The sequence below is a fragment of the Bradyrhizobium arachidis genome (assembly GCF_015291705.1).
Taxonomy (GTDB): Bacteria; Pseudomonadota; Alphaproteobacteria; order Rhizobiales; family Xanthobacteraceae; genus Bradyrhizobium; species Bradyrhizobium arachidis.
Genome location: NZ_CP030050.1, coordinates 5,636,715 through 5,656,721 on the forward strand (window position 1 = coordinate 5,636,715; position 20,007 = coordinate 5,656,721).

17 protein-coding genes and 1 pseudogene are annotated in these 20,007 nt (G+C 66.2%); 10 read left to right on the top strand and 8 right to left on the bottom strand.

The window, feature by feature from the left end; translation table 11 throughout:
* Window positions 1–85 precede the first annotated feature (85 nt).
* The 3 genes from WN72_RS26355 to WN72_RS26365 form a co-directional block, all read right to left on the bottom strand.
* Window positions 86–1,297, bottom strand: coding sequence for an MFS transporter (locus tag WN72_RS26355; protein WP_092214099.1), 1,212 nt, complete (start codon window positions 1,295–1,297; stop codon window positions 86–88).
* Window positions 1,297–2,160 carry a 3-deoxy-8-phosphooctulonate synthase gene (gene kdsA, locus WN72_RS26360; protein WP_092214097.1) on the bottom strand — a complete coding sequence of 288 codons (864 nt, stop codon included), beginning with the start codon at window positions 2,158–2,160 and terminating at the stop codon, window positions 1,297–1,299. The genes WN72_RS26355 and kdsA overlap by 1 nt, the downstream gene beginning before the upstream one ends.
* 126 nt (window positions 2,161–2,286) lie before the next feature.
* Complete coding sequence (locus WN72_RS26365; protein WP_027559380.1) at window positions 2,287–2,613, bottom strand: NIPSNAP family protein; 327 nt, start codon at window positions 2,611–2,613, stop codon at window positions 2,287–2,289.
* 187 nt (window positions 2,614–2,800) lie between these two features.
* Here WN72_RS26365 and WN72_RS26370 point away from each other — a divergent pair, with 187 nt between their 5' ends.
* The 3 genes from WN72_RS26370 to WN72_RS26380 all read left to right on the top strand — a co-directional run bounded on the left by WN72_RS26370 (window position 2,801) and on the right by WN72_RS26380 (window position 5,623).
* Window positions 2,801–3,475, top strand: coding sequence for a response regulator (locus WN72_RS26370; RefSeq protein ID WP_027559381.1), 675 nt, complete (start codon window positions 2,801–2,803; stop codon window positions 3,473–3,475).
* Entirely contained in the window at window positions 3,472–4,848 is a 1,377-nt protein-coding gene (locus WN72_RS26375; RefSeq protein WP_092214095.1) for a sensor histidine kinase, read from the top strand. The genes WN72_RS26370 and WN72_RS26375 overlap by 4 nt, the downstream gene beginning before the upstream one ends.
* A 112-nt stretch (window positions 4,849–4,960) precedes the next feature.
* Window positions 4,961–5,623 carry a class I SAM-dependent methyltransferase gene (locus WN72_RS26380; RefSeq protein ID WP_027559383.1) on the top strand — a complete coding sequence of 221 codons (663 nt, stop codon included), beginning with the start codon at window positions 4,961–4,963 and terminating at the stop codon, window positions 5,621–5,623.
* 4 nt (window positions 5,624–5,627) lie between these two features.
* Here the strand turns inward: WN72_RS26380 and pyrG are convergent, their stop codons facing one another.
* From pyrG to tpiA, 3 genes are all read right to left on the bottom strand, one after another.
* Window positions 5,628–7,259: a CTP synthase gene (gene pyrG, locus WN72_RS26385; protein ID WP_027559384.1), complete on the bottom strand. Its 1,632-nt coding sequence runs from the start codon at window positions 7,257–7,259 to the stop codon at window positions 5,628–5,630.
* Window positions 7,260–7,425: 166 nt separating this feature from the next.
* On the bottom strand, window positions 7,426–7,812 hold the full coding sequence (secG, locus tag WN72_RS26390; RefSeq protein WP_027559385.1) for a preprotein translocase subunit SecG: 387 nt from the start codon (window positions 7,810–7,812) through the stop codon (window positions 7,426–7,428).
* 139 nt (window positions 7,813–7,951) lie between these two features.
* Window positions 7,952–8,707 carry a triose-phosphate isomerase gene (tpiA, locus tag WN72_RS26395; RefSeq protein WP_027559386.1) on the bottom strand — a complete coding sequence of 252 codons (756 nt, stop codon included), beginning with the start codon at window positions 8,705–8,707 and terminating at the stop codon, window positions 7,952–7,954.
* Window positions 8,708–8,931: 224 nt separating this feature from the next.
* Between tpiA and WN72_RS26400 the strand changes: the two genes are divergently transcribed.
* The 4 genes from WN72_RS26400 to moaC are packed head-to-tail and all read left to right on the top strand — an operon-like array spanning window position 8,932 to window position 13,207.
* Window positions 8,932–10,830 carry a SurA N-terminal domain-containing protein gene (locus tag WN72_RS26400; RefSeq protein WP_092214090.1) on the top strand — a complete coding sequence of 633 codons (1,899 nt, stop codon included), beginning with the start codon at window positions 8,932–8,934 and terminating at the stop codon, window positions 10,828–10,830.
* 14 nt (window positions 10,831–10,844) lie between these two features.
* The gene (trpD, locus tag WN72_RS26405) at window positions 10,845–11,858 is read left to right on the top strand and encodes an anthranilate phosphoribosyltransferase (protein ID WP_027559388.1); all 1,014 of its coding nucleotides are present in this window, start codon (window positions 10,845–10,847) and stop codon (window positions 11,856–11,858) included.
* Between the two features lie 7 nt (window positions 11,859–11,865).
* A complete protein-coding gene (gene trpC / locus WN72_RS26410; protein WP_092214088.1) occupies window positions 11,866–12,687 on the top strand; it encodes an indole-3-glycerol phosphate synthase TrpC in 822 nt (273 codons plus the stop codon).
* Window position 12,688: 1 nt separating this feature from the next.
* Window positions 12,689–13,207 (top strand): cyclic pyranopterin monophosphate synthase MoaC, encoded by a 519-nt coding sequence (moaC, locus tag WN72_RS26415; RefSeq protein WP_027559390.1) that lies wholly within the window; start codon window positions 12,689–12,691, stop codon window positions 13,205–13,207.
* Window positions 13,208–13,210: 3 nt separating this feature from the next.
* On the opposite strand, the gene WN72_RS26420 is transcribed toward moaC, so the two are convergent.
* Entirely contained in the window at window positions 13,211–13,804 is a 594-nt protein-coding gene (locus WN72_RS26420; protein WP_027559391.1) for a CGNR zinc finger domain-containing protein, read from the bottom strand.
* Between the two features lie 104 nt (window positions 13,805–13,908).
* Here WN72_RS26420 and WN72_RS26425 point away from each other — a divergent pair, with 104 nt between their 5' ends.
* Both WN72_RS26425 and WN72_RS26430 read left to right on the top strand, forming a co-directional pair.
* Entirely contained in the window at window positions 13,909–15,324 is a 1,416-nt protein-coding gene (locus WN72_RS26425) for an amidase (protein WP_092214086.1), read from the top strand.
* Complete coding sequence (locus tag WN72_RS26430) at window positions 15,321–16,577, top strand: MFS transporter (protein ID WP_092214084.1); 1,257 nt, start codon at window positions 15,321–15,323, stop codon at window positions 16,575–16,577. Before WN72_RS26425 ends, WN72_RS26430 begins: the two co-directional genes overlap by 4 nt.
* On the opposite strand, the gene WN72_RS26435 is transcribed toward WN72_RS26430, so the two are convergent.
* Window positions 16,558–16,722 (bottom strand): Flp family type IVb pilin, encoded by a 165-nt coding sequence (locus tag WN72_RS26435; protein ID WP_027559394.1) that lies wholly within the window; start codon window positions 16,720–16,722, stop codon window positions 16,558–16,560. The genes WN72_RS26430 and WN72_RS26435 overlap by 20 nt on opposite strands.
* Before the next feature lie 312 nt (window positions 16,723–17,034).
* Here WN72_RS26435 and WN72_RS26440 point away from each other — a divergent pair.
* Window positions 17,035–19,754 (top strand): annotated as a pseudogene (locus WN72_RS26440) (bifunctional diguanylate cyclase/phosphodiesterase).
* The last annotated feature ends 253 nt before the right edge of the window (window positions 19,755–20,007 follow it).

Here is a 20,007-nt window from a genome sequence, read left to right on the forward strand (position 1 = left end):
TACCGTGGCAAGCAGAGCCAGTGTTCTTCGTGATCGACCGTTCTTTCCGGAAGAAATACCGAAAGCCGGTAGCTCGATACTTCCGTCAGGCCCGCGCGTCCGACGGCGCCCGCGGCTTGAGCAGCCGGGCGCAGACGAGGCCCAGCAGCACCATGATCGCCGCGCTCACGCTCAGGGTCGGCACCTTGCCGGCATGCGCAAGGCCAAAGCCATAGGCGATCGGGCCAACCGTCTGCCCCATGAAGAAGAAGAACGAATGCAGCGACATCGCCGTCGCCCGCGCGCCGATCGACAGCTCGCTGGCGAACACCTGCAAGCAACCATGGATCATGTAGAAGCCCCAGCTCATCGCCAGCATGCTGGCGAATTGCAGCTTCCATCCGGGACCGAAGGCAAGCGCGCCGAGCTGGAGGGCGACGAGGCTCGCGCCCGCGATCATCATGCCCTTGACGCCTAGCCAGGGCAGAAAGCGCGAGACTGTGAACGTGTAGAACAGCCCGCCGATGGCAAAGCCCGCGATCACGATGCCCGCGATCGACAGCGACTTCTCGCCGAGATCGAACAGCAGCGCGGCGATGAAGGGAAACAGGCCGAACACGCAACAGCCCTCGACGAACACCGCCGAGTAGCAATAGCGCGTGTTGGGATTGGCGAAGATGGTGCGGTAGCCCTGGCGCAAGGTCTTCAGGTCGGTTTTCGGGGGCGCCGTCAGCGCGGCACCGCGGAAGCCGGCGGCCACGGCAACGGCTGCGATCAGACCGAGCCCGCCGAGGATCATGAGCACGCCGCGCCAGCCGATGAGATCGCCGATGATGCCGGAGGCACTCGCGCCGAGCAGATTGCCGGTCATCGACCCCGCCAGCGTGCGCCCGATCGCGACCTGCCGCTTGGCTGGCGCGACGAGGTCGGCGGTGAGACCGAGCGCAACCGGAAACACGCCGCCGGAGGCGATGCCGGCCAGGATGCGGCTTGCGAACAGGCCCGAGAAAGTCGTCGCGATCGCGCCGAGAATGCAGGCGACGCCGAGCAGCGCCAGACACAGCGTCATCAGGCGCGCCTTGCCGAACAGATCGGCAGCCGCGCCGATCACGGGCTGGACCAGCGCGTAGATCAAGGCATAGCCCGCCGCGATGCTGGCGGCGGTCGTGATGCTGACCGAGAAATCCTCGGCGACATGCGGCAGAACTGGATCGAGCGCCCGCGTCGACAACGCCGCCGAGAAGCTGGCGAGCGCGATGATGTTGATCGCGGGCGGAAACTTCTGATCGGAGGACGGCCCTATCACAGGCTGGTGCATCAGCGCGTGATGCCCTTTGACGTATTCTTGGCCAGCGCGTCGAACGCCATCAGCTGAGCGATCAGCCCCTCGAACTCGCGCAGCGGCACCATGTTGGGGCCGTCGGAGGGCGCCCGATCGGGATCGGGATGGGTCTCGATGAAGACGCCGGCAACGCCGACCGCCACCGCCGCGCGCGCCAGCACCGGCACGAATTCGCGCTCGCCGCCCGAGGACGTCCCCTTCCCGCCCGGCTGCTGCACCGAATGGGTGGCGTCGAAGATCACGGGCGCGCCGGTCGTGCGCGCCAGGATCGGCAGCGCGCGCATGTCGGAGACCAGCGTGTTGTAGCCGAAGGACGCGCCACGCTCCGTCACCAGCACATTCGGATTGTTCGCGCCCGTGATCTTGGTCACGACATTGGCCATGTCCCAGGGCGCCAGGAACTGGCCCTTCTTGACGTTGACGACCTTGCCGGTGGCGGCCGCCGCCAGCAGCAGATCGGTCTGCCGGCACAGGAAGGCCGGGATCTGCAGGATGTCGACGGCCTGCGCCACCTCGGCGCATTGCGTGGCTTCGTGCACGTCGGTCAGGACCGGCAGGCCGAGCGAGGACTGGATCTCCGCGAAGATCGGCAGCGACTGCGCAAGACCAAGGCCGCGCGCGGCGGACGCGCTGGTGCGGTTGGCCTTGTCGAAGGAGGTCTTGTAGACGAGACCGATGTTCAGCCGCGCGGCGATCTCCTTCAGCGCGGAGGCCACCTCCAGCGCATGCTGGCGGCTTTCGAGCTGGCAGGGTCCTGCAATGATCGAGATCGGCAGGTCATTGCCGAAATTGACCTTGCCGATGGTGACGACCGGCGCCGCTGACGTCGAAGAGCTCAAGGCAAATCCCTCGTTTCGGCGCGACCATAGCCGCCATGAGGGTCGGATCAACCCTATTCGGCGCGGGCTGTCAGAATATCAGGGTTGCGCCGGGGCTGCCGGCGCCGCCCTAGTATCGGCAGGTTCCTACTTCACCGCCGAGAAGGCCGTCGGCGTCAGGAGCTGGCTGACGATGTTGCCGACGATCTGGCCATCCGCTTCGCTCTCGGCGCGTGCTTTCATCCAGTCCGGATCGGTCATGAACTTGCCCCACTTCGTCTCGCGCTCGGCGAGCGAGTCCCAGGCCAGGAAATAGGTCAGCTCCTGGTTGGATTCGCCGATCAGCGTGGTGAAGAACCCGGCCTGCTTGATGCCGTGCTTCTCCCACAGTTTCAGCGTGACCGTCTCAAACCGCTTCAAGAGCGCCGGCAGGCGGCCGGGCACGCAGCGATAGATGCGCATTTCGTAGATCATTCTTGGCTCCTCCCTGAACAGGTCGGGCGGTTATAGCGGCTGGCCCCGACGGTGTCTTGAGCGCCGCCCGGCCGCCCCTGTGGCGTTCTGCGCATGGCTTGAGCTTCCGGTACTGCGGCAGACCCCGCAATGCTGCCGCAATGATCGGGCCGCTACAAAGGCTCAGTTGTGGTTCAGGTGCCCATACATGCGGATCTTGCTCGTCGAGGATGAGGCGGAAATGGCCGGCGCACTGGCCTCGGCGCTGAAGCGCTACGACATGGTGGTGGACCATGCCCCGACGCTCGCCGAGGCGGAAGAGGCCATTTCCGCCGACGTCCATGCCGCGGTCCTGCTCGACCGCCAGCTTCCCGATGGCGACGGCCTCGCGTTGATCCCCAAGCTTCGCGCGCGCGCCGACGGCGTGCCGATCATCGTCCTCACCGCGCGCGGCGAACTCGCCGACCGCATTGCCGGGCTCGACAGCGGCGCCGACGACTATCTTGCAAAACCGTTCGCGGTCGAGGAGCTGCTCGCACGCCTGCGTGCAGTGCTGCGGCGGCCCGCGGGCCTGTCTCCCGAAATCATCCGTGCCGGCCGCATCGCCTTCGACCTCAGTCATCGCGAAGCCAGCATCGACGGTGCGCCGTTCGAGCTGCCGCGCCGGGAGCTCCTGGTGCTCGAAGCCCTGATCCGCCGCATGGGGCGCACCGTGCTGCGCTCGGCCCTGGAAGAAGCGGTCTACAATTTCGACGACGAGATCCAGTCGAACGCGCTCGACACGCACGTCTCGCGGCTCAGGCGAAAGCTCGCGGATGCCGAGGCGGGCGTCGAGATCCATGGGATTCGCGGCGTTGGCTATCTCCTCAAGAAGCTGCCATGAGCAAACACCACGATCCCTATTGCCTGCGCTCACGGCTGAGCTGGCGCCTGCTATCGCTCCAGGCCGCACTGCTCCTTGCACTGGTTGCGGTCGTGGTCGGAGCGTTGTGCGCATCGGGCTTCGTGCTCGCCGGGCGCGACGAGGACCGTGTCATCGATGTCGTCCAGCGCGCGCTCACGCGCGATGCGCAAGGCGCGCTGGCCCTGCGGCCGACGGCCGAGCTGACGCAGTTGCGCGGCGAGACGCCCGATCTCTGGTTCCTGGTCCGCGACCGGCAGGGTCGCGTCCTCAGCGAAGGCGCCGTGCCGGCCGAATTCGCCGCGATCGGCGCCGGCCTCGACCAGATCAGCCAGGCCCGGCTCGGCTGGCAGATGTTCGAGGACGATCCGCGCAAGCCGGCGGCGCGGCTGAAGCGGGTCGACACCGATGCCGGCAATGTGCAAATCATCACGGCGACGCAGGGACGACTGACGGGCGCCAAGGCGCTGTTGACGACGTCGCTTGCGTTCCTCGGCATCGCCCTGCCCGGCCTGCTGCTGATGGGGACGGCGACATTCATCGCGACGCCGATGATCGTGCAGCGCGCGTTCAGGGGGCTCGATACCACGGCGGACGAGGCGCGGCGCATCGACATCCATCAGCGCGGCGCGCGGCTCTCGGTGGAGCGGATTCCGCTGGAAGTCGTGCCGCTCGTGACTGCGGTCAATGATGCGCTGGCACGGCTCGACCAGGGCTATGCGCGCCACAAGCGCTTCGTCGCCGACGCAGCCCACGAGCTGCGCACGCCGATCGCGATCCTGAACACGCGCCTGGAGTCGCTTGCGCCGGGGCCGGACAAGACCCGCCTGCTCGAGGATGCCGCGCGGCTCGCAACCCTTGCCGAGCAATTGCTCGACATCCAGCGGCTCGACCGCTGCGGCCATCCCTTCACGCGCGTCAATCTCGCAGCCGTCGCGCAAAGCGTAGCCGCCGACCTCGCGCCACTGGCGATCGCCGCAGGCTACGAGCTGGCGCTCGATGCCCCACCGGCACCGATCGAGACGATCGGCGATGCGGCGGCGCTTGAGCGCGCGCTGACCAACCTCGTGCAGAATGCGATCCAGCATGGCCCTCGCCGCGGCATTATCGGAATTCGCGTCAGCAGCCCTGGGAGCATCGAGGTCACCGATGAAGGCGCCGGCATTCCCGCCGATCAGCGCGAGCAGATCTTCGAGCCGTTCTACCGGCTGGCGCCGCTCGATCGCGGTGCCGGACTCGGCCTCAACATGGTGCGCGAAATCGTGCAGCTGCATGGCGGCCACGTCTCGGTGACGGACGGACCGGATGGTGGCGCCTGTTTCAGGATGACGCTGCCGCCGGCGCGACAGAGCTGATTCAAGCCGCATCCGCTTCTGGCAGCGCAATGCTGTCGCAATGCGCCTCCGCAACATTGCATCCGTCACACCTCGAATCTTTAGGAGGTGCAAACCAGATGCCGGAGTGCGCATGCCCAACGATTTTCTTTCGTTCTTCCTGTCCTGGATGTCGTCTCCGCGTCAGGTCGGCGCCATCGCACCATCGGGTGCGGCGCTCGCCGATCTCATCACGCGCGAGATCTCTGCAACGACAGGTCCGATCCTCGAGCTCGGTCCCGGCACCGGCGCGTTCACCTACAAGCTGCTCAAACGCGGCGTCCGGCCGCAGGATCTGACGCTGATCGAATACGGCTCCGACTTCATGAAGCTGCTGCAAATGCGCTTTCCCGGCGCGCGCGTGCTGTGGATGGACGCGGCACGGCTCGCAACCGAGCGCCTCTATGACGGCGCACCCGTCGGCGCGGTCGTGAGCGGCCTGCCGCTGCTCAACATGTCGAGACGCAAGGTGATGTCGATCCTCAGCGGCGCGTTCAGCTACGTCCGCCCCGGCGGCGCCTTCTACCAGTTCACCTACGGCATGAGCTGCCCGGTGCCGCGGCCCGTGCTCGACCGGCTGGGCCTGCGCGCAAAGCTCGTGGACCGCGCCCTGCTGAACGTGCCGCCCGCCGCGGTCTACCGCCTGACGCGGCGGCCGCAGATGAAGCTGATCACGGGATCGCTTGCGCCCGAACCATCAGCGCGGGTCGCGTTGGCGCCGATGCAGCAAGCGCGCGGCTATTCGACCGCGCGCTGAGCCGTCAGACCAGCCGGCTCTGCACCATCGCCGCCTGGATGAACGAGGCGAACAACGGGTGTGGCTCGAACGGCCGCGACTTCAGCTCCGGATGGAATTGCACGCCGATGAACCAGGGATGATCCTCGTACTCGACGATCTCAGGCAGCACACCGTCGGGCGACAGGCCGGAGAATTTCAACCCGTGCTGCTCGAGGCGATCCTTATAGGCGGTGTTGACCTCGTAGCGGTGGCGGTGGCGCTCGGAAATCTCAGTCGCGCCGCCATAGACCTGCGAGACACGGCTGCCGCGATTGAGCGCGGCGGGATAAGCGCCGAGCCGCATCGTGCCGCCGAGATCGCCGGCCTGCGAGCGCTTCTCGAGCTCGTTGCCGCGCAGCCATTCCGTCATCAGGCCGACCAAGGGCTCCTTGGTCGGGCCGAACTCGGTGGAGTTGGCGTCCTCGATGCCGACGAGGTTTCGCGCGGCCTCGATCACCGCCATCTGCATGCCGAAGCAGATGCCGAAATACGGCACGTCGCGCTCGCGCGCGAACTGCGCCGCCTTGATCTTGCCTTCGGCGCCGCGCTGGCCGAATCCGCCGGGCACCAGGATGCCGTTGACGTGCTCGAGGAACGGCGCCGGATCTTCCTTCTCGAAGATCTCGCTCTCGATCCAGTCGAGATTGACCTTCACCTTGTTGGCGATGCCGCCGTGCGAGAGCGCCTCGATCAGCGACTTATACGCATCCTTCATGCCGGTATATTTGCCGACGATGGCGATGGTGACGTTGCCTTCGGGATTGCGGACGCGCTCGTTGATCTGCTGCCAGCTGCGCAGCTCCGGCGGAATCCGCGAGGCGATGCCGAAGGCGGCGAGCACCTCGTCGTCGAGGCCGGCGTTGTGATAGGCCTCGGGGACGGCGTAGATGTTGTCGACGTCGCGCGCCTCGATCACGGCGCTTTCGCGCACGTTGCAGAACAGACCGAGTTTGCGCCGCTCCTCCTTCGGGATCTCGCGGTCGGTACGGCACAGCAGGATGTCCGGCTGGATGCCGATCGAGCGCAGCTCCTTTACCGAATGCTGCGTTGGCTTGGTCTTCAATTCGCCGGCGCTCGGAATGTAGGGCAGCAGCGTGAGATGGATGTAGACGGCGTGGTCGCGCGGCAACTCGTTCTTGAGCTGGCGGATCGCCTCGAAGAACGGCAGGCCCTCGATGTCGCCGACGGTGCCGCCGATCTCGACCAGCACGAAATCGTACTCGTCATTGCCGTCGAGGACGAACTCCTTGATGGCATTGGTCACGTGCGGCACCACCTGGATGGTCGCGCCGAGATAATCGCCGCGGCGCTCCTTGGAGATGATGTCCTGGTAGATGCGCCCCGTCGTGATGTTGTCGGCCTTGGTGGCCGGCCGCCCGGTGAAGCGCTCGTAGTGACCGAGATCGAGATCGGTCTCCGCGCCGTCATCGGTCACGAACACTTCGCCGTGCTGATACGGCGACATCGTTCCGGGATCGAGGTTGAGATAGGGATCGAGTTTGCGGAGGCGGACCTTGTAGCCCCGGGCTTGCAACAACGCACCGAGTGCCGCTGAAGCCAGACCCTTGCCGAGCGAGGAAACCACGCCGCCGGTGATGAATATGTACCGCGCCATGGGACTTAACCTCTAATCCCTCGAATTCGATTCGCCAAAGCGATTCGTATTCCGCCCCAAAGATTCTGCGGGCCTGTGGGTGATCCGAAACTGAGAGTGCTGACAGAGCCTTGATGGGGATTGTTGATGCAGGACGGTAGCCACCGCCCTGCATGGCCCCCCTGCTTTATTGCGAGCGCGGCACCTGCGGGCCTGACGGCGCCTGGTTCTGCTGCTGCTCGTCGGCCTTCTTCAGCGTGTCGAGGATGCCGCCCGAGGTCGGCGCCGAGATCGGCGCGCCGCCGGCCGGCTGGCTCTGCGAGGCCGGCTGGCCAATGATCGACGAAGGTGCGCGGTTGTACCCGGCGTGCCAGGACAGGAACAGGCTCGTCAGGAAGAAGCCGGCAGCAAGGATCGCGGTGGTCCGCGTCAAAAGGTTCGCGGTGCCGCGGCTCGACATGAAACCCGCGCCACCGCCCATGCCGAGGCCGCCGCCTTCCGACTTCTGGAGCAGGACGGCGCCGATCATGACGGCAACGATCATGAGGTGGATGACGATGACAACGGTCTGCATAATGTCCTTCCGTCACAAGCGGGCAGCGCCTGACGGCGGCCGGTCGCGCTTCGCGGGTTTTCCTGAAGTTGCGCGGTGTTACACGATCGGGAGGGGCATTGCCACCCCCGATCGGGCTCATGCCGACGGTTTGAAATAGCTAGGGGCAGCCCTTGGCAATCGCAAGGAAATCGGCCGCCTTCAGGCTGGCACCGCCGACCAAGGCGCCGTTGACGTTTTTGACCGCCATTAGCTCGGCCGCGTTGGACGGCTTGACCGAGCCGCCATAGAGGATGCGCATCTTCGCCCCTTCGGCCCTAAACCGTGAGGTCAGGAACTCCCGGATAAAGCCATGAATCTGCTCAACATCCTGGGCCGTGGGGGTGAGACCGGTGCCGATCGCCCAGACCGGCTCATAGGCCACGACAAGGTTGGCGGCGGTAGAGGCGTCCGGCAGCGAGCCGTCGAGCTGGCCGCGCAGGATATCCAGGGTCTGGCCGGCATCGCGCTGGCCTTGGGTCTCGCCGATGCAGACGATCGCGACCAAGCCGGCGCGCCAGGCGGCTTCCGCCTTCTGCCTGACAAGGGCATCGCCCTCGCCGTGGTCGGCGCGGCGCTCGGAATGGCCGACGATGATGGCGCTCGCCCCCGCATCCGCCAGCATTTCGGCGGCGATATCGCCGGTATGGGCGCCCGAGGCCTTGGGATGGCAATCCTGGGCCCCGACCGCGACCATCTTGCCCCGCGCCTTGTCGGCAAAGGCCGCGATCAGGGTCGCCGGCGGGCAGACCAGCAGGTCGGCCTTGGCAGCCACATCTGCCGCGCCGTTGAGCATGGCGTCGAATTCGGCAGCCGAACCTTTCAGGCCGTTCATTTTCCAGTTGCCGGCGATCAGGGGTCGGATGGCATCGGTCATGTCAATTTCCAGCAAAATGAGGTTTGCGCATGCGCTAGCAGAGCTGTCGCGGCAGTTCCAGAGACCAGAGGCCTTTAACCGCAGCTCTGGGGGACCGCCTGACCTGAGGTTGCGGGGGCAAAGCCACCACTTTATGATGATTGATCAATTTGGTGAGGCGCTTTTGCGGAATCTGCATTAAGACGCGCTCCCGTTCCCCTCCTGACCAAAACAAGTTGGACCAAATGCTTCGAGGAATGCGCAAGGCCTCATCAAACTGGGTCGGCAAGACCATTATGGCGATCGTGATGGGCGTGCTGATCATCAGCTTCGGCATTTGGGGCATCGCCGACATCTTCAAGGGCTTCGGTCAGTCCACGGTGGCCAAGATCGGCCACACCGAGATTTCGCTGAACGAGTTCCGCCAGATCTACACCGACCGTCTGCAGCAGATCAGCCGCCAGTTCGGCCGCCCGCTGACGCCTGACCAGGCGCGCGCCTTCGGCCTCGATCGCCAGGTGCTGCAGCAGACCATCGCGGAGGCCGCGCTCGACGAAGAGGCGCGCCGGCTCGGGCTCGGCCAGTCCGACGAGCAGATCCGCCAGGTCATCATGAACGACCCCAACTTCAAAGGCGTCGACGGCAAATTCGACGCCAACCGCTTCCAGGCCGTGATCCGCAATTTCGGCTACACCGAGCAGCGCTACGTCTCCGAGCAGCGCAAGGTGTCGCTGCGCCGGCAGCTCACCGGCACGATCGGCGCCGGCCTCGAGCCGCCGAAGGCGATGATCGACGTGCTGACGCGGTTCCAGAACGAGCAGCGCGCCATCGAGTTCGTCAGGCTCGACGCGGCGCAGGCGGGTCAGATCGATGCGCCCTCGCCCGAGGCGCTCGCCGCCTATTTCGAGGATCACAAGGTCCAGTTCCGCGCCCCCGAATATCGCAAGATTGCCTTCGTCGTGGTCTCGCCGGAGGAGATCGGCAAGTGGACCGAAGTGTCGGACGAGGACGCCAGGAAGGTGTTCGATCAGCGCAAGGACCGGTTCGGCACACCCGAAAGGCGCCAAATCCAGCAACTCGTATTCCCGAACGCCGCCGATGCGCAGGTCGCTCGCGAGCGCCTGGTCGCCGGCACGTCGTTCGAGGATCTCGGCAAGGAGCGCGGGCTGAGCGCCTCGGACGTCGACCTTGGGCTCGTGACCAAATCGTCGCTCGACTCCGCGGTCGGGAATGCCGCCTTCGCGCTGCCCGCAGGTGAGATCAGCCAGCCGATCCAGGGCGCCCTCGGCGTCTCCATCGTCAAGGTCGACAAGATCGAGCCCGGTGTCGAGCCGGACTTTGCAAAGGTCGCAGCCGACATCAAGCGCGAGATCGCCACCGAGCGCGCACGCGTCAAGGTCGCCGATCTCCGCGACAAGATGGAGGACGAGCGCGGCGGCGGCTCCAGCGTGATCGACGCGGCGCAGAAGCTCGGCCTCACCGCCGTGACAATCGACGCCGTCGACCGCTCCGGCCGCGCGCCCAACGGCCAGCCGGTCGCCAACATCCCGCAGGGGCTCGACGTGGTGTCGCAGGCCTTCAACACCGATGTCGGCGTCGACAACGACTCGATCTCGTTCAAGGGCGGCTATGTCTGGTACGACGTGCTCGCCATCACGCCCTCGCGCGACCGGAATCTCGACGAGGTCCGCGACCAGGTCGAGGCGCGCTGGCGCCAGGATCAGATCGCCGCCAAGCTGAAGACCAAGGCGACCGAGATGGTGCAGAAGCTCGAAGCCGGCGGCAAGCTCGCCGATGAAGCCGCCGCGATCGGCGTCAAGGTCGAGACCGCCTCGGGCTTCAAGCGCGACGACTCGCCCGCGGGCGTGCCCGCGGCCGTCGTGGCGGCCGCGTTCCGCACCGCCAAGGACGGCGTCGGGCAGACGCCCGCGAGCGGCGGCAGCGAGGTGATCGTCTTCCGCGTCACCGACATCATCGACCCCACGGTCGATGCCGCCTCGGATGCGGTCAAGAAGCTGAAGGACAGCCTCGACCGCGCGCTCACCGAGGAGCAGGTCGCCGCCTACGTCAACAAGCTTGAAACCGACATCGGGACCACCATTAATCAGGCCGCCTTCGCGCAGGTGACCGGCGCGAACCAGTGAGTTGAAAGCACGCGATGGACGACCTGAAATCGATAATTGGAAAAGTGGCGACCGGCGCCAGCCTGTCGCGTGAAGAAGCCGCTTCCGCCTTCGACGCCATGATGTCCGGCGAGGCCACGCCCTCGCAGATGGGTGGCCTCTTGATGGCGCTCAGGGTCCGCGGCGAGACCGTGGACGAGATCACCGGCGCAGTGTCTGCGATGCGCTCCAAGATGCTCACCGTCGATGCGCCGGCAGATGCCGTCGACATCGTCGGCACCGGCGGCGACGGCTCCGGCTCGGTCAACGTCTCGACCTGCGCCTCCTTCATCGTCTCGGGCACCGGCCTGCCGGTCGCCAAGCATGGCAACCGCGCGCTGTCGTCGCGCTCGGGTGCCGCCGACGTGCTGGCCTCGCTCGGCGTCAAGATCGACCTCCGGCCGGAGCAGGTCGGTCGCTGCGTGCGCGAATGCGGCATAGGCTTCATGTTCGCGCCCGCCCATCATCCCGCGATGAAGAACGTCGGCCCGACCCGGGTCGAGCTTGCGACCCGCACGATCTTCAACCTGCTCGGGCCCCTGTCCAACCCGGCCGGCGTGAAACGGCAGATGGTCGGCGTGTTCTCGCGGCAATGGGTGCAGCCGCTGGCGCAGGTGCTCAAGAACCTCGGCTCCGAATCCGCCTGGGTCGTGCACGGCTCCGACGGTCTCGACGAGATCACCCTCACCGGCCCGACCTTCGTCTCCGCGCTCCACAAGGGCGAGATCCGGAATTTCGAGGTGACGCCGGAAGAGGCCGGCCTGTCGCGCTGCGAGCCCGGTGCGCTCAAGGGCGGTGACGCCGACGCCAACGCGGTCGCGCTGCAAAACGTGCTCGACGGCAAGCCGAGCCCGTACCGCGACGTCGCGCTGATGAATGCCGCGGCCGCGCTGGTCGTGGCCGGCCGCGCCAAGGATCTGAAGGAAGGCGTCGCGATCGGTGCGAAATCGCTCGACAGCGGTGCGGCAAGCGCGCGGCTGAAGCATCTGATCGCGGTCTCGAACGGCTGAGTTTCCCATGTCGGACATCCTGACCAAGATCGAAACCTACAAGCGCGAAGAGATCGCCGCCGCCAAGCGCGCGCAGCCGCTCTCGGACGTCGAGGCCAGGGCCAAGGCGCAAGCTGCTCCCCGCGGCTTCGTCCGCGCCATCAAGGCCAAGCACGCCAATGGCGACTTCGCGCTGATTGCCGAGGTGAAGAAGGCCTCGCCCTCCAAGGGCCTGATCCGCGCCGACTTCGATCCGCCCGTGCTCGCCAAGGCCTATGAGGCCGGCGGCGCGGCCTGCCTGTCGGTGCTGACCGACACACCCTCTTTCCAGGGCCATCTAGACTTCATGGTGGCCGCACGCGCGGCGACGTCGCTGCCGGTGCTGCGCAAGGATTTCATGTTCGACACCTATCAGGTGGCGGAAGCGCGCGCGCACGGCGCCGACTGCATCCTGATCATCATGGCGGCGCTCGACGATGCCACGGCAAGAGATCTCGAAGACGCGGCGCTCGCCTACGGCATGGACGTGCTGATCGAAATCCACGACCGCGCCGAGCTCGACCGCGCGCTGAAGCTCCGCTCACCGATGATCGGCGTCAACAACCGCAATTTGCGCACCTTCGAGACCACGCTCGCCACCAGCGAGACGCTGGCGCCGCTGATCCCCGGCGAGCGGCTGATGGTCGGCGAGAGCGGCATCTTCACGCCCGCAGACCTCGCGCGGCTCGAGCGCGTCGGCATGTCGACCTTCCTGGTCGGCGAAAGCCTGATGCGGCAGGCCGACGTGACCGCCGCCACGCGCACCCTGCTCACGCGTGAGACCGCAGCGCGCGCCACGGGCACGCGCTGACATGGCGCGCAAGCCGTCTGCATCCAAGCCGTCAAGAGCGAAGGCCAGCCCTGCCCTCACCCATATCGGCGCCTCCGGCGAGGCGCGGATGGTCGACGTCTCGGAGAAGCCCGCGACCGAGCGGCTCGCCGTCGCCGAAGGCCGCGTCGTCATGACCAGGGCGACGCTCGACCTGATCGTCTCGGGTAACGCCAAGAAAGGCGACGTGCTCGGCACCGCGCGCATCGCCGGCATCATGGCGGCGAAGCGCACCTCGGAGCTGATCCCGCTCTGTCATCCGCTCGCGCTGTCGAAGGTCACCGTCGACATCGAGCCCGACAAGAAGCTGCCCGGCTGCCTCGTCCGCGCCAGCGTGAAGGTGACGGGACCGACCGGCGTCGAGATGGAGGCGCTCACGGCCGTGTCGGTCGCGTGCCTGACCATCTACGACATGATCAAGGCGGTCGAGCGCGGGGTGCGCATCGAGGGCATCCATCTCGTCGAGAAGCTCGGCGGCAAGTCGGGCCATTACCGCGCCTGAGATCTATTTCGCCTCGCGTTGCCGCTCGCGATAGGCACGCGTCTTGACGCGGTTTCCGCACAGCGTCGACATGCACCAGCGCCGCGTCGATGGTTTCGAGCGGTCGAAGAACACCCGGCAGCATTCCTCGGACGCGCACATCTTCAGTCGGTCGAGCGTTCCCAGCAGCGTGGCATCGTGAAGCTCAATCGCGATCGTCGAGAGGCCGCCAAGCGCATCCTCGCGTGCCGCCGACAATATTGCGCCGCGCCCGGCACGCGCCTCCACCCGCAATGGAAACGGCGCGAGAGCGCGGTCAAGCGCGTCGAGAACGTCCTTGTTGCGGCGCCGCTCGGCGGGCTCGCACTGCAGATAATCGCGCAAGGCGCCGCGCAGCTGTAGCGCAGTCTCGAGCATTGCGGGCGTGACACGTCCGCCCTCCCCCCCAAGACCGCGTTCCCGCATCCAGTCCGCCAGTTGCTTCGGCCCGCCGAGCTCGTCGCCCTGCGGGTGCGCCACGCCGAAATGCGTGAAATGGCGGACATCGAGCGTGTTGGCGAAGTCGTAGACGTTCGCCAGCGCGTCGGGAACCTTGAATTTGCGGGACTCTTTCGACATCGGACCACCGGGGATTGGAACACCAGTAAAACAGATTTACCGGTTGACAGCAACCAACACCGGTATAATCTTTTTACAGGCGTCGATAATGGAGAACGCGAACCGTGACCGAAGCCCTTCACTATCTCGAACTCACCGAGCTCGCGGCGCGCATCAAGGCGCGCGACATCTCCGCGCTGGAGGTGACTCGCGCGCAACTCGGCCGTATCGACGCTCTGGACCGTGAGCTCTCCAGCTACGTCCACGTGATGGCGGAAACGGCGATTGCCGCGGCGGAAGCCGCGGACGCCGAAATCGCACATGGCCGATACCGGGGCCCGCTGCACGGCGTGCCGGTAGCGCTGAAGGATCTGTTCTGGACCAAGGGTATTCCGACAGCGGCCGGCACCACAGTTCATCGCAACTTTTGTCCGGGTGACGATGCGACCGTCGTGCGGCGGCTCAAGGACGCCGGCGCAGTGGTGCTCGGCAAGGTGCAGCTCACGGAGGGCGCTTATTCCGATCACCATCCGCTGGTGACGCCGCCGAAGAATCCATGGAATGCGGCTTACTGGCCGGGCATTTCATCCAGCGGCGCGGCGGTCGCGACCGCCGCCGGGCTCTGCTTCGCCTCACTCGGCTCCGACACCGGCGGCTCGATCCGGTGGCCGGCGGCGGCCAACGGCCTGACCGGACTGAAGCCCAGCTGGGGGCGGATCAGCCGTCACGGTGCGTTCGAGCTAGCCGCGACGCTCGACCATGTCGGCCCGATCGCTCGCAGCGCGGCCGATGCCGGCGCGCTGCTCAGCGTGATCGCCGGACACGACTCGAACGATCCGACGTCGCTGTGCGATCCGGTGCCCGACTTTCTCGCCGCGGCTGCACAGGACGTGCGCGGCTTGCGGATCGGTGTCGACGCGGCTTGGAACAATGACGACGTGGAGGTCACCACACAGCGCGTGCTGGCGGACGCCATCGACGTCTTCCGCTCGCTCGGCGCTGACATCGTCGATGTCAAATTTCCCGACGTGACGCAGGCGATCGCTGATTGGGCGCCGAATTGCGCGATCGAGGCTGCGGTCGCGCACGAGGCGACCTATCCCGCCCGCAAGGGCGAGTACGGCCCGATCCTCGCCGCGGTGATCGAGGCCGGTCGCGCGCTCTCCGCGCTCGATTACCAGAAGATCCTTTTGCGGCGGCTCGCGCTGCGCGGACGCGTGGTTGCACTGTTCGAGACCATCGACGTGCTGCTGATCCCGGTGCACCCGTTGCCGCCTGTGACGCTCGCCATGATCAGCACGCTCGGCGACCGGCCGGATCTGATCGCAAAGCTGCAGCGCTACACCTGCCCGTTCGACATGACCGGTCATCCCACGATCACGCTGCCGGGCGGCGTATCGGCGGATGGAATGCCGATCGCGTTCCAGCTCGTCGCGGCCCATCTCGACGAAGCCGTGCTCGTCCGTTCCGGCGCCGCATTCCAGCGCGCGACGTCCTGGCATCGTCGCCATCCTTCTCTCACCTCGCGGAGGCAACATTGACCAATCAATCCACGCGGGCTCATCGGAGCATTTTCCACGGCTGGTTCGTCGTCGCAGCGGCATTCGCCGTCATGTTCGTCGGCTTCGGCTCCGCCTACACGTTCAGCGCCTTTCTCGAGCCGCTCCAGCGCGATTTCGGCGCCTCGCGCGGCTCGATCTCGCTGGTGTTTTCGATCGCGGGCTTCCTCTACTTCGCGCTCGGTCTCGTCAGTGGTCCCCTTGCCGATCGGCTCGGCTCGCGGCCGCTCGCGGTCGCCGGCATGATCCTGGTCGCGGTCGGGCTTGCGGCCGCAAGCATCGCGCGCTCGCTCGTCGAGGTCTATCTCGCCTATGGGCTGGGCGTCGGCATTGGGGTCGGCTGCGCCTATGTTCCCGCGATCGGCGCGGTGCAACGCTGGTTCGTGCGGCGCCGCGGTTTTGCCTCCGGGCTCGCGGTCAGCGGCATTGGGCTCGGCACGCTGGCGATGCCGCCGCTAGCCTCGCTTCTGATCGCATCGGTCGGCTGGCGCGGCGCCTATCTGGCGCTGGGCGCGATCGCACTGGTGCTCGGCGGCGGGCTCGCTCTGCTGATCGAGAACGATCCGAAGGACCGGGACCTCGGCCCGGACGGCGATCCACCTCGCGAAGCCTCCGCTGCCACCAACGCAGGCGGCGCCTCCGTGCGTGAGGCCGTCCGATCGACGCGTTTTGCCGGTCTCTATGTGTCATGCCTCGTCTGCTCCTTCGGCGCCTTCGTTCCGTTCGTCCATCTCGTGCCCTACGCGCGCGACCGCGGGGTCGCGGCATCATCGGCCGTGCTGTTGCTCGGGATGATCGGGGCCGGCAGCACCGCAGGCCGGTTCTTCCTCGGCGCGCTTGCCGACCGGATGGGCCGCGACCGCTCGCTGATCATGGTGCTGATCGGAATGGCGTTCGCGATGGTGATCTGGGCCGTCGCGGCAGATGTCTGGGCACTCGCCGCCTTCGCCTTCGTCTATGGCGTGTTCTACGGCGGCTGGGTCGCGGTCCTGCCGGCGGTCGTGATGGACTATTTTGGCGGACGCAATGTCAGCGGCATCATCGGCGTTCTCTACACCAGCGTCGCCTTCGGCACGCTGGTCGGCCCGAGCGCCGCCGGCTTTGCCTATGACTCGAGCCACAGCTACGCGCTGCCGATCCTGCTCAGCGCCGCCGCGAACATCATCGCGGCGCTGATCGTGATGGCGATATTGGCGCGCAGCGGAGCGCGCACGGTCACTTCAGCGACGAGCTGATCGATCCGAATTTTGCGCTGAGCTTGCTGCCCATCCCGTTGATGACGGTGATGATCGCAAGCGCGATGCCGGCGGCGATCAGGCCGTATTCGATGGCGGTCGCCCCGGATTCGTCGGCAATGAAGTTCTTCAAAACGTTTTTCACGATCGCATCCTCTCTGTCTCGTTCGCAGGGCTTTTCGCAAATCACGTGCCAAAGTCGCCGTAAGGATCGCCAGCAACTTAGATGGTTAAGCCTTGGTTGATCGCGGCCCGTGCGGCAGAAATTGACCGGCATGGTCGGGACGTCCGGCAATTCCTGCATCGCCATTCTCGCGCACATCGATTGCATTTGCGCGCGTTCCTTCATGTCGCATTAACCAGCCTTCCTAACTTCGCCTCCACACCGTTCCCGTAAACCAACGGATGTTTTCGGGCTCAAGAATTGACCCTGACGTGTGCACGGCAATGATCCAGCATGATGACGAGATTTGGCTCCGCCTTTTTGACCAGGCCTTTGTGCGTAGCGGACCGATCCGCTGGCTGGTGGTGGGTGGCACGCTTTTGATCGCGGCGATCGCCGTCGGCGCGACGCTGATGGCGCAGAATTTCCGCGAGCGCGCGTTGCGCAACGCCGGCCGCGAGCTGGAAAACACCGCACTGCTGCTTGCCCACCATTTCGATCAGCAACTGCAGGATTTCGCGGTCATCCAGAAGGATTTCGTCGACCACGTCCGCACCACCGGAATCAACTCCGCGGAGGACTATCGCAAGCGTCTCTCCGGCCAGGAGGTCCACCGCATGCTGCGCTCGAAGATCGAGGCCCTGCCATACATCGGCGGCGTCAACATCATCGATGCCGAAGGAAACTTGATCAATTCGTCGACGGCCTGGCCGGCCCCGAAAGTGAATGTCGCCGACCGCGCCTATTTCCGCACCTTCAAATACGATCCCTATTCGCCTGATGTCCTGATCGAGCCGCTGCACAGCCGCATCTCGGGCGCCTGGACCATCCTGATCGTCCGCAAGATCGTGGGGCCGAACGGCGAGTTCATGGGCGTGGTCGGACGCGGCATCGAGCCCGCCAATTTCGAGAAGTTCTTCGCCTCCGTCGTCCTCGGCGATGGCGCGACGATCTCGATGCTGCACCGGGACGGCACGCTGCTCGCCCGCTATCCCCATTCCGGCGAGCTGATGGGACGGAATTTCAAGACCGGCTCGTTCGAGCAGCAGAGGATTTTCGGCCTCGATCATTTCGCCGGCCGCTTCATGAGCCCGGTCGACGGCGAGGACCGGCTGGCCTCGGCACGGGCCCTGCCCCACTTCCCGATCCTGATCATGGCCACCACGACGCGCGCCGCGGCCCTGACTGACTGGCGCGAGCAGATCAGCATCCTGATCTCGGTCGCCGGCGCCTCCGCGCTCGCCATCGCCGGCGTTCTGATCGCCATCGTGCGCAAGCTGCTGGAGCAGCATCGCGCTTCCCGCGAGCTGCTGACGCTGGAGAAGCAGCGTCTCGATCGCGCCGTCAACAACATGACGCAGGGCCTGCTGCTGTTCGACGCCGAACGGCGGCTCGTGGTCTGCAACCAGCGCTACATCGAGATGTACGGACTGTCGCCGGACGTGGTGAAGCCCGGCTCCAGCTTCGACGACATCATCGCCCATCGCAAGGCGACCGGCTCCTTCACCGGCAACGTCCAGGACTATGTCGCGCGCGTGCTGCGCGACATCCATGTCCGCAACTCCATGGTGGTCGACACCGCCGACGGCCGCTCGATCCACATTCTCAACGAACCGCTCGCCGACGGCGGCTGGGTCGCCACGCACGAGGACATCACCGAGCGCCGGCGCATCGAGGAGCGCATCACCCATCTCGCCCACTACGACGCGCTCACCGACCTGCCCAACCGCGCCATGTTCCACGAGCATCTGCGCGCGGAGCTGGCTGGCGTCACGGCCGGCGAACAGGTCGCGGTGCACTATATCGACATCGACGAGTTCAAAGGCGTCAACGACGCGCTCGGCCATCTCGTCGGCGACGAGCTGCTGAAGTCGGTGGCGGCGAGCCTGAGCCGGTGCATTGGCCCCGCGGATTTCGTGGCGCGGCTCGGCGGCGACGAATTCGCCATCGTGCAGAGCGCCGTGACGTCGCCGGACCAGGTCAACGAGCTCGTCGCGAGGGTCTTTCAGGCGATCCGCGCCCCGTACGACTGCATGGGCCATCATCTCACCACCGATGCCAGCATCGGCATTGCGCTCGCACCGGAGCACGGCACCGTGCTCGACCAGATCCTCAAGAACGCGGATATGGCGATGTATGCGGCCAAATCCGCCGGACGCCGCACCTATCGCTTCTTCGAGCCGGAGATGGACGCCAAGGTGCACGAGCGGCGGCAGCTCGAGATCGACCTTCGCCACGCCATCGCGCATGAAGGCCTCGAGGTCTATTACCAGCCCTGCCTCGGCCTGAAGGACGACCGCATCACCGGCTGCGAGGCGCTGGTGCGCTGGCGCCATCCCGAGCGCGGCATGGTCTCGCCGGCCGAGTTCATCCCGATCGCCGAGGATACCGGCCTGATCAACGAGATCGGCGAATGGGTGCTGGCGACTGCCTGTCGGGATGCGGCGGGCTGGCCCGACGATATTCGCCTCGCCGTCAACGTCTCGCCGGTACAGTTCAAGAGCGGCACGCTGGCGCTGAAGATCATGGCGGCGCTCGCCGCCTCCAATCTGCCGGCGAGCCGGCTCGAGCTCGAGATCACCGAGGCGGTGCTGATCCGCGACGACGATGCGGCGCTCGCGATCCTGCACCAGCTGCGCGCCATCGGCGTGCGCATCGCGCTCGACGATTTCGGCACCGGCTACTCGTCGCTGAGCTATCTGCACCGCTTCCCGTTCGACAAGATCAAGATCGACCGCTGCTTCGTCAAGGACATCGCCGGTCCCGACGGCTCCGCCAGCATCGTGCAGGCCGTCGTCAATCTGGCTGCCGCCCGCCGCATGGCCACCACGGCCGAGGGCGTCGAGACCGAGGAGCAGCAGCGCCTGCTCCGCGCGCTCGGCTGCTCGGAGATGCAGGGCTATCTGTTCAGCGCCGCGAAGTCCGCCGACCAGGTGCTGGAGCTGTTCACCCTGCATCGCAGCCGGCTCGCCAAGCGCAACGGCGCGGAAAGCCGCCGCCGCGAGGCGAGCTAGCCATTCGGCCTGCCCGCCGTGCTTGACGGTGGCATCAGGCCAAAGTATTTCAGCACTTGCAGCCGCCGAAACGCCGCTGCCGTAGGCGTTACCGTCATCCAACGCGTCCTTTGTCGAGAGGATCCCGGCTGGGAGATCTCGATTCACGAGACGCCGCGGTCATGCCATCACTTTCCCCGCTTGCGGACATTTCCCCGTTCAAGACGTCGATTCCAGCGCGAGTCCTGTGCGCCTGGATGTTCGCGGTCTTGTC

Excerpts from the sequence above, each read along its gene's own strand:
- WN72_RS26355 (WP_092214099.1), bottom strand. The coding sequence starts at position 1,297 with ATGCACCAGCCTGTGATAGGGCCGTCCTCCGATCAGAAGTTTCCGCCC.
- WN72_RS26365 (WP_027559380.1), bottom strand. The coding sequence starts at position 2,613 with ATGATCTACGAAATGCGCATCTATCGCTGCGTGCCCGGCCGCCTGCCG.
- WN72_RS26370 (WP_027559381.1), top strand. The coding sequence starts at position 2,801 with ATGCGGATCTTGCTCGTCGAGGATGAGGCGGAAATGGCCGGCGCACTG.
- WN72_RS26375 (WP_092214095.1), top strand. The coding sequence starts at position 3,472 with ATGAGCAAACACCACGATCCCTATTGCCTGCGCTCACGGCTGAGCTGG.
- WN72_RS26380 (WP_027559383.1), top strand. The coding sequence starts at position 4,961 with ATGCCCAACGATTTTCTTTCGTTCTTCCTGTCCTGGATGTCGTCTCCG.
- pyrG (WP_027559384.1), bottom strand. The coding sequence starts at position 7,259 with ATGGCGCGGTACATATTCATCACCGGCGGCGTGGTTTCCTCGCTCGGC.
- secG (WP_027559385.1), bottom strand. The coding sequence starts at position 7,812 with ATGCAGACCGTTGTCATCGTCATCCACCTCATGATCGTTGCCGTCATG.
- tpiA (WP_027559386.1), bottom strand. The coding sequence starts at position 8,707 with ATGACCGATGCCATCCGACCCCTGATCGCCGGCAACTGGAAAATGAAC.
- WN72_RS26400 (WP_092214090.1), top strand. The coding sequence starts at position 8,932 with ATGCTTCGAGGAATGCGCAAGGCCTCATCAAACTGGGTCGGCAAGACC.
- trpD (WP_027559388.1), top strand. The coding sequence starts at position 10,845 with ATGGACGACCTGAAATCGATAATTGGAAAAGTGGCGACCGGCGCCAGC.
- trpC (WP_092214088.1), top strand. The coding sequence starts at position 11,866 with ATGTCGGACATCCTGACCAAGATCGAAACCTACAAGCGCGAAGAGATC.
- moaC (WP_027559390.1), top strand. The coding sequence starts at position 12,689 with ATGGCGCGCAAGCCGTCTGCATCCAAGCCGTCAAGAGCGAAGGCCAGC.
- WN72_RS26420 (WP_027559391.1), bottom strand. The coding sequence starts at position 13,804 with ATGTCGAAAGAGTCCCGCAAATTCAAGGTTCCCGACGCGCTGGCGAAC.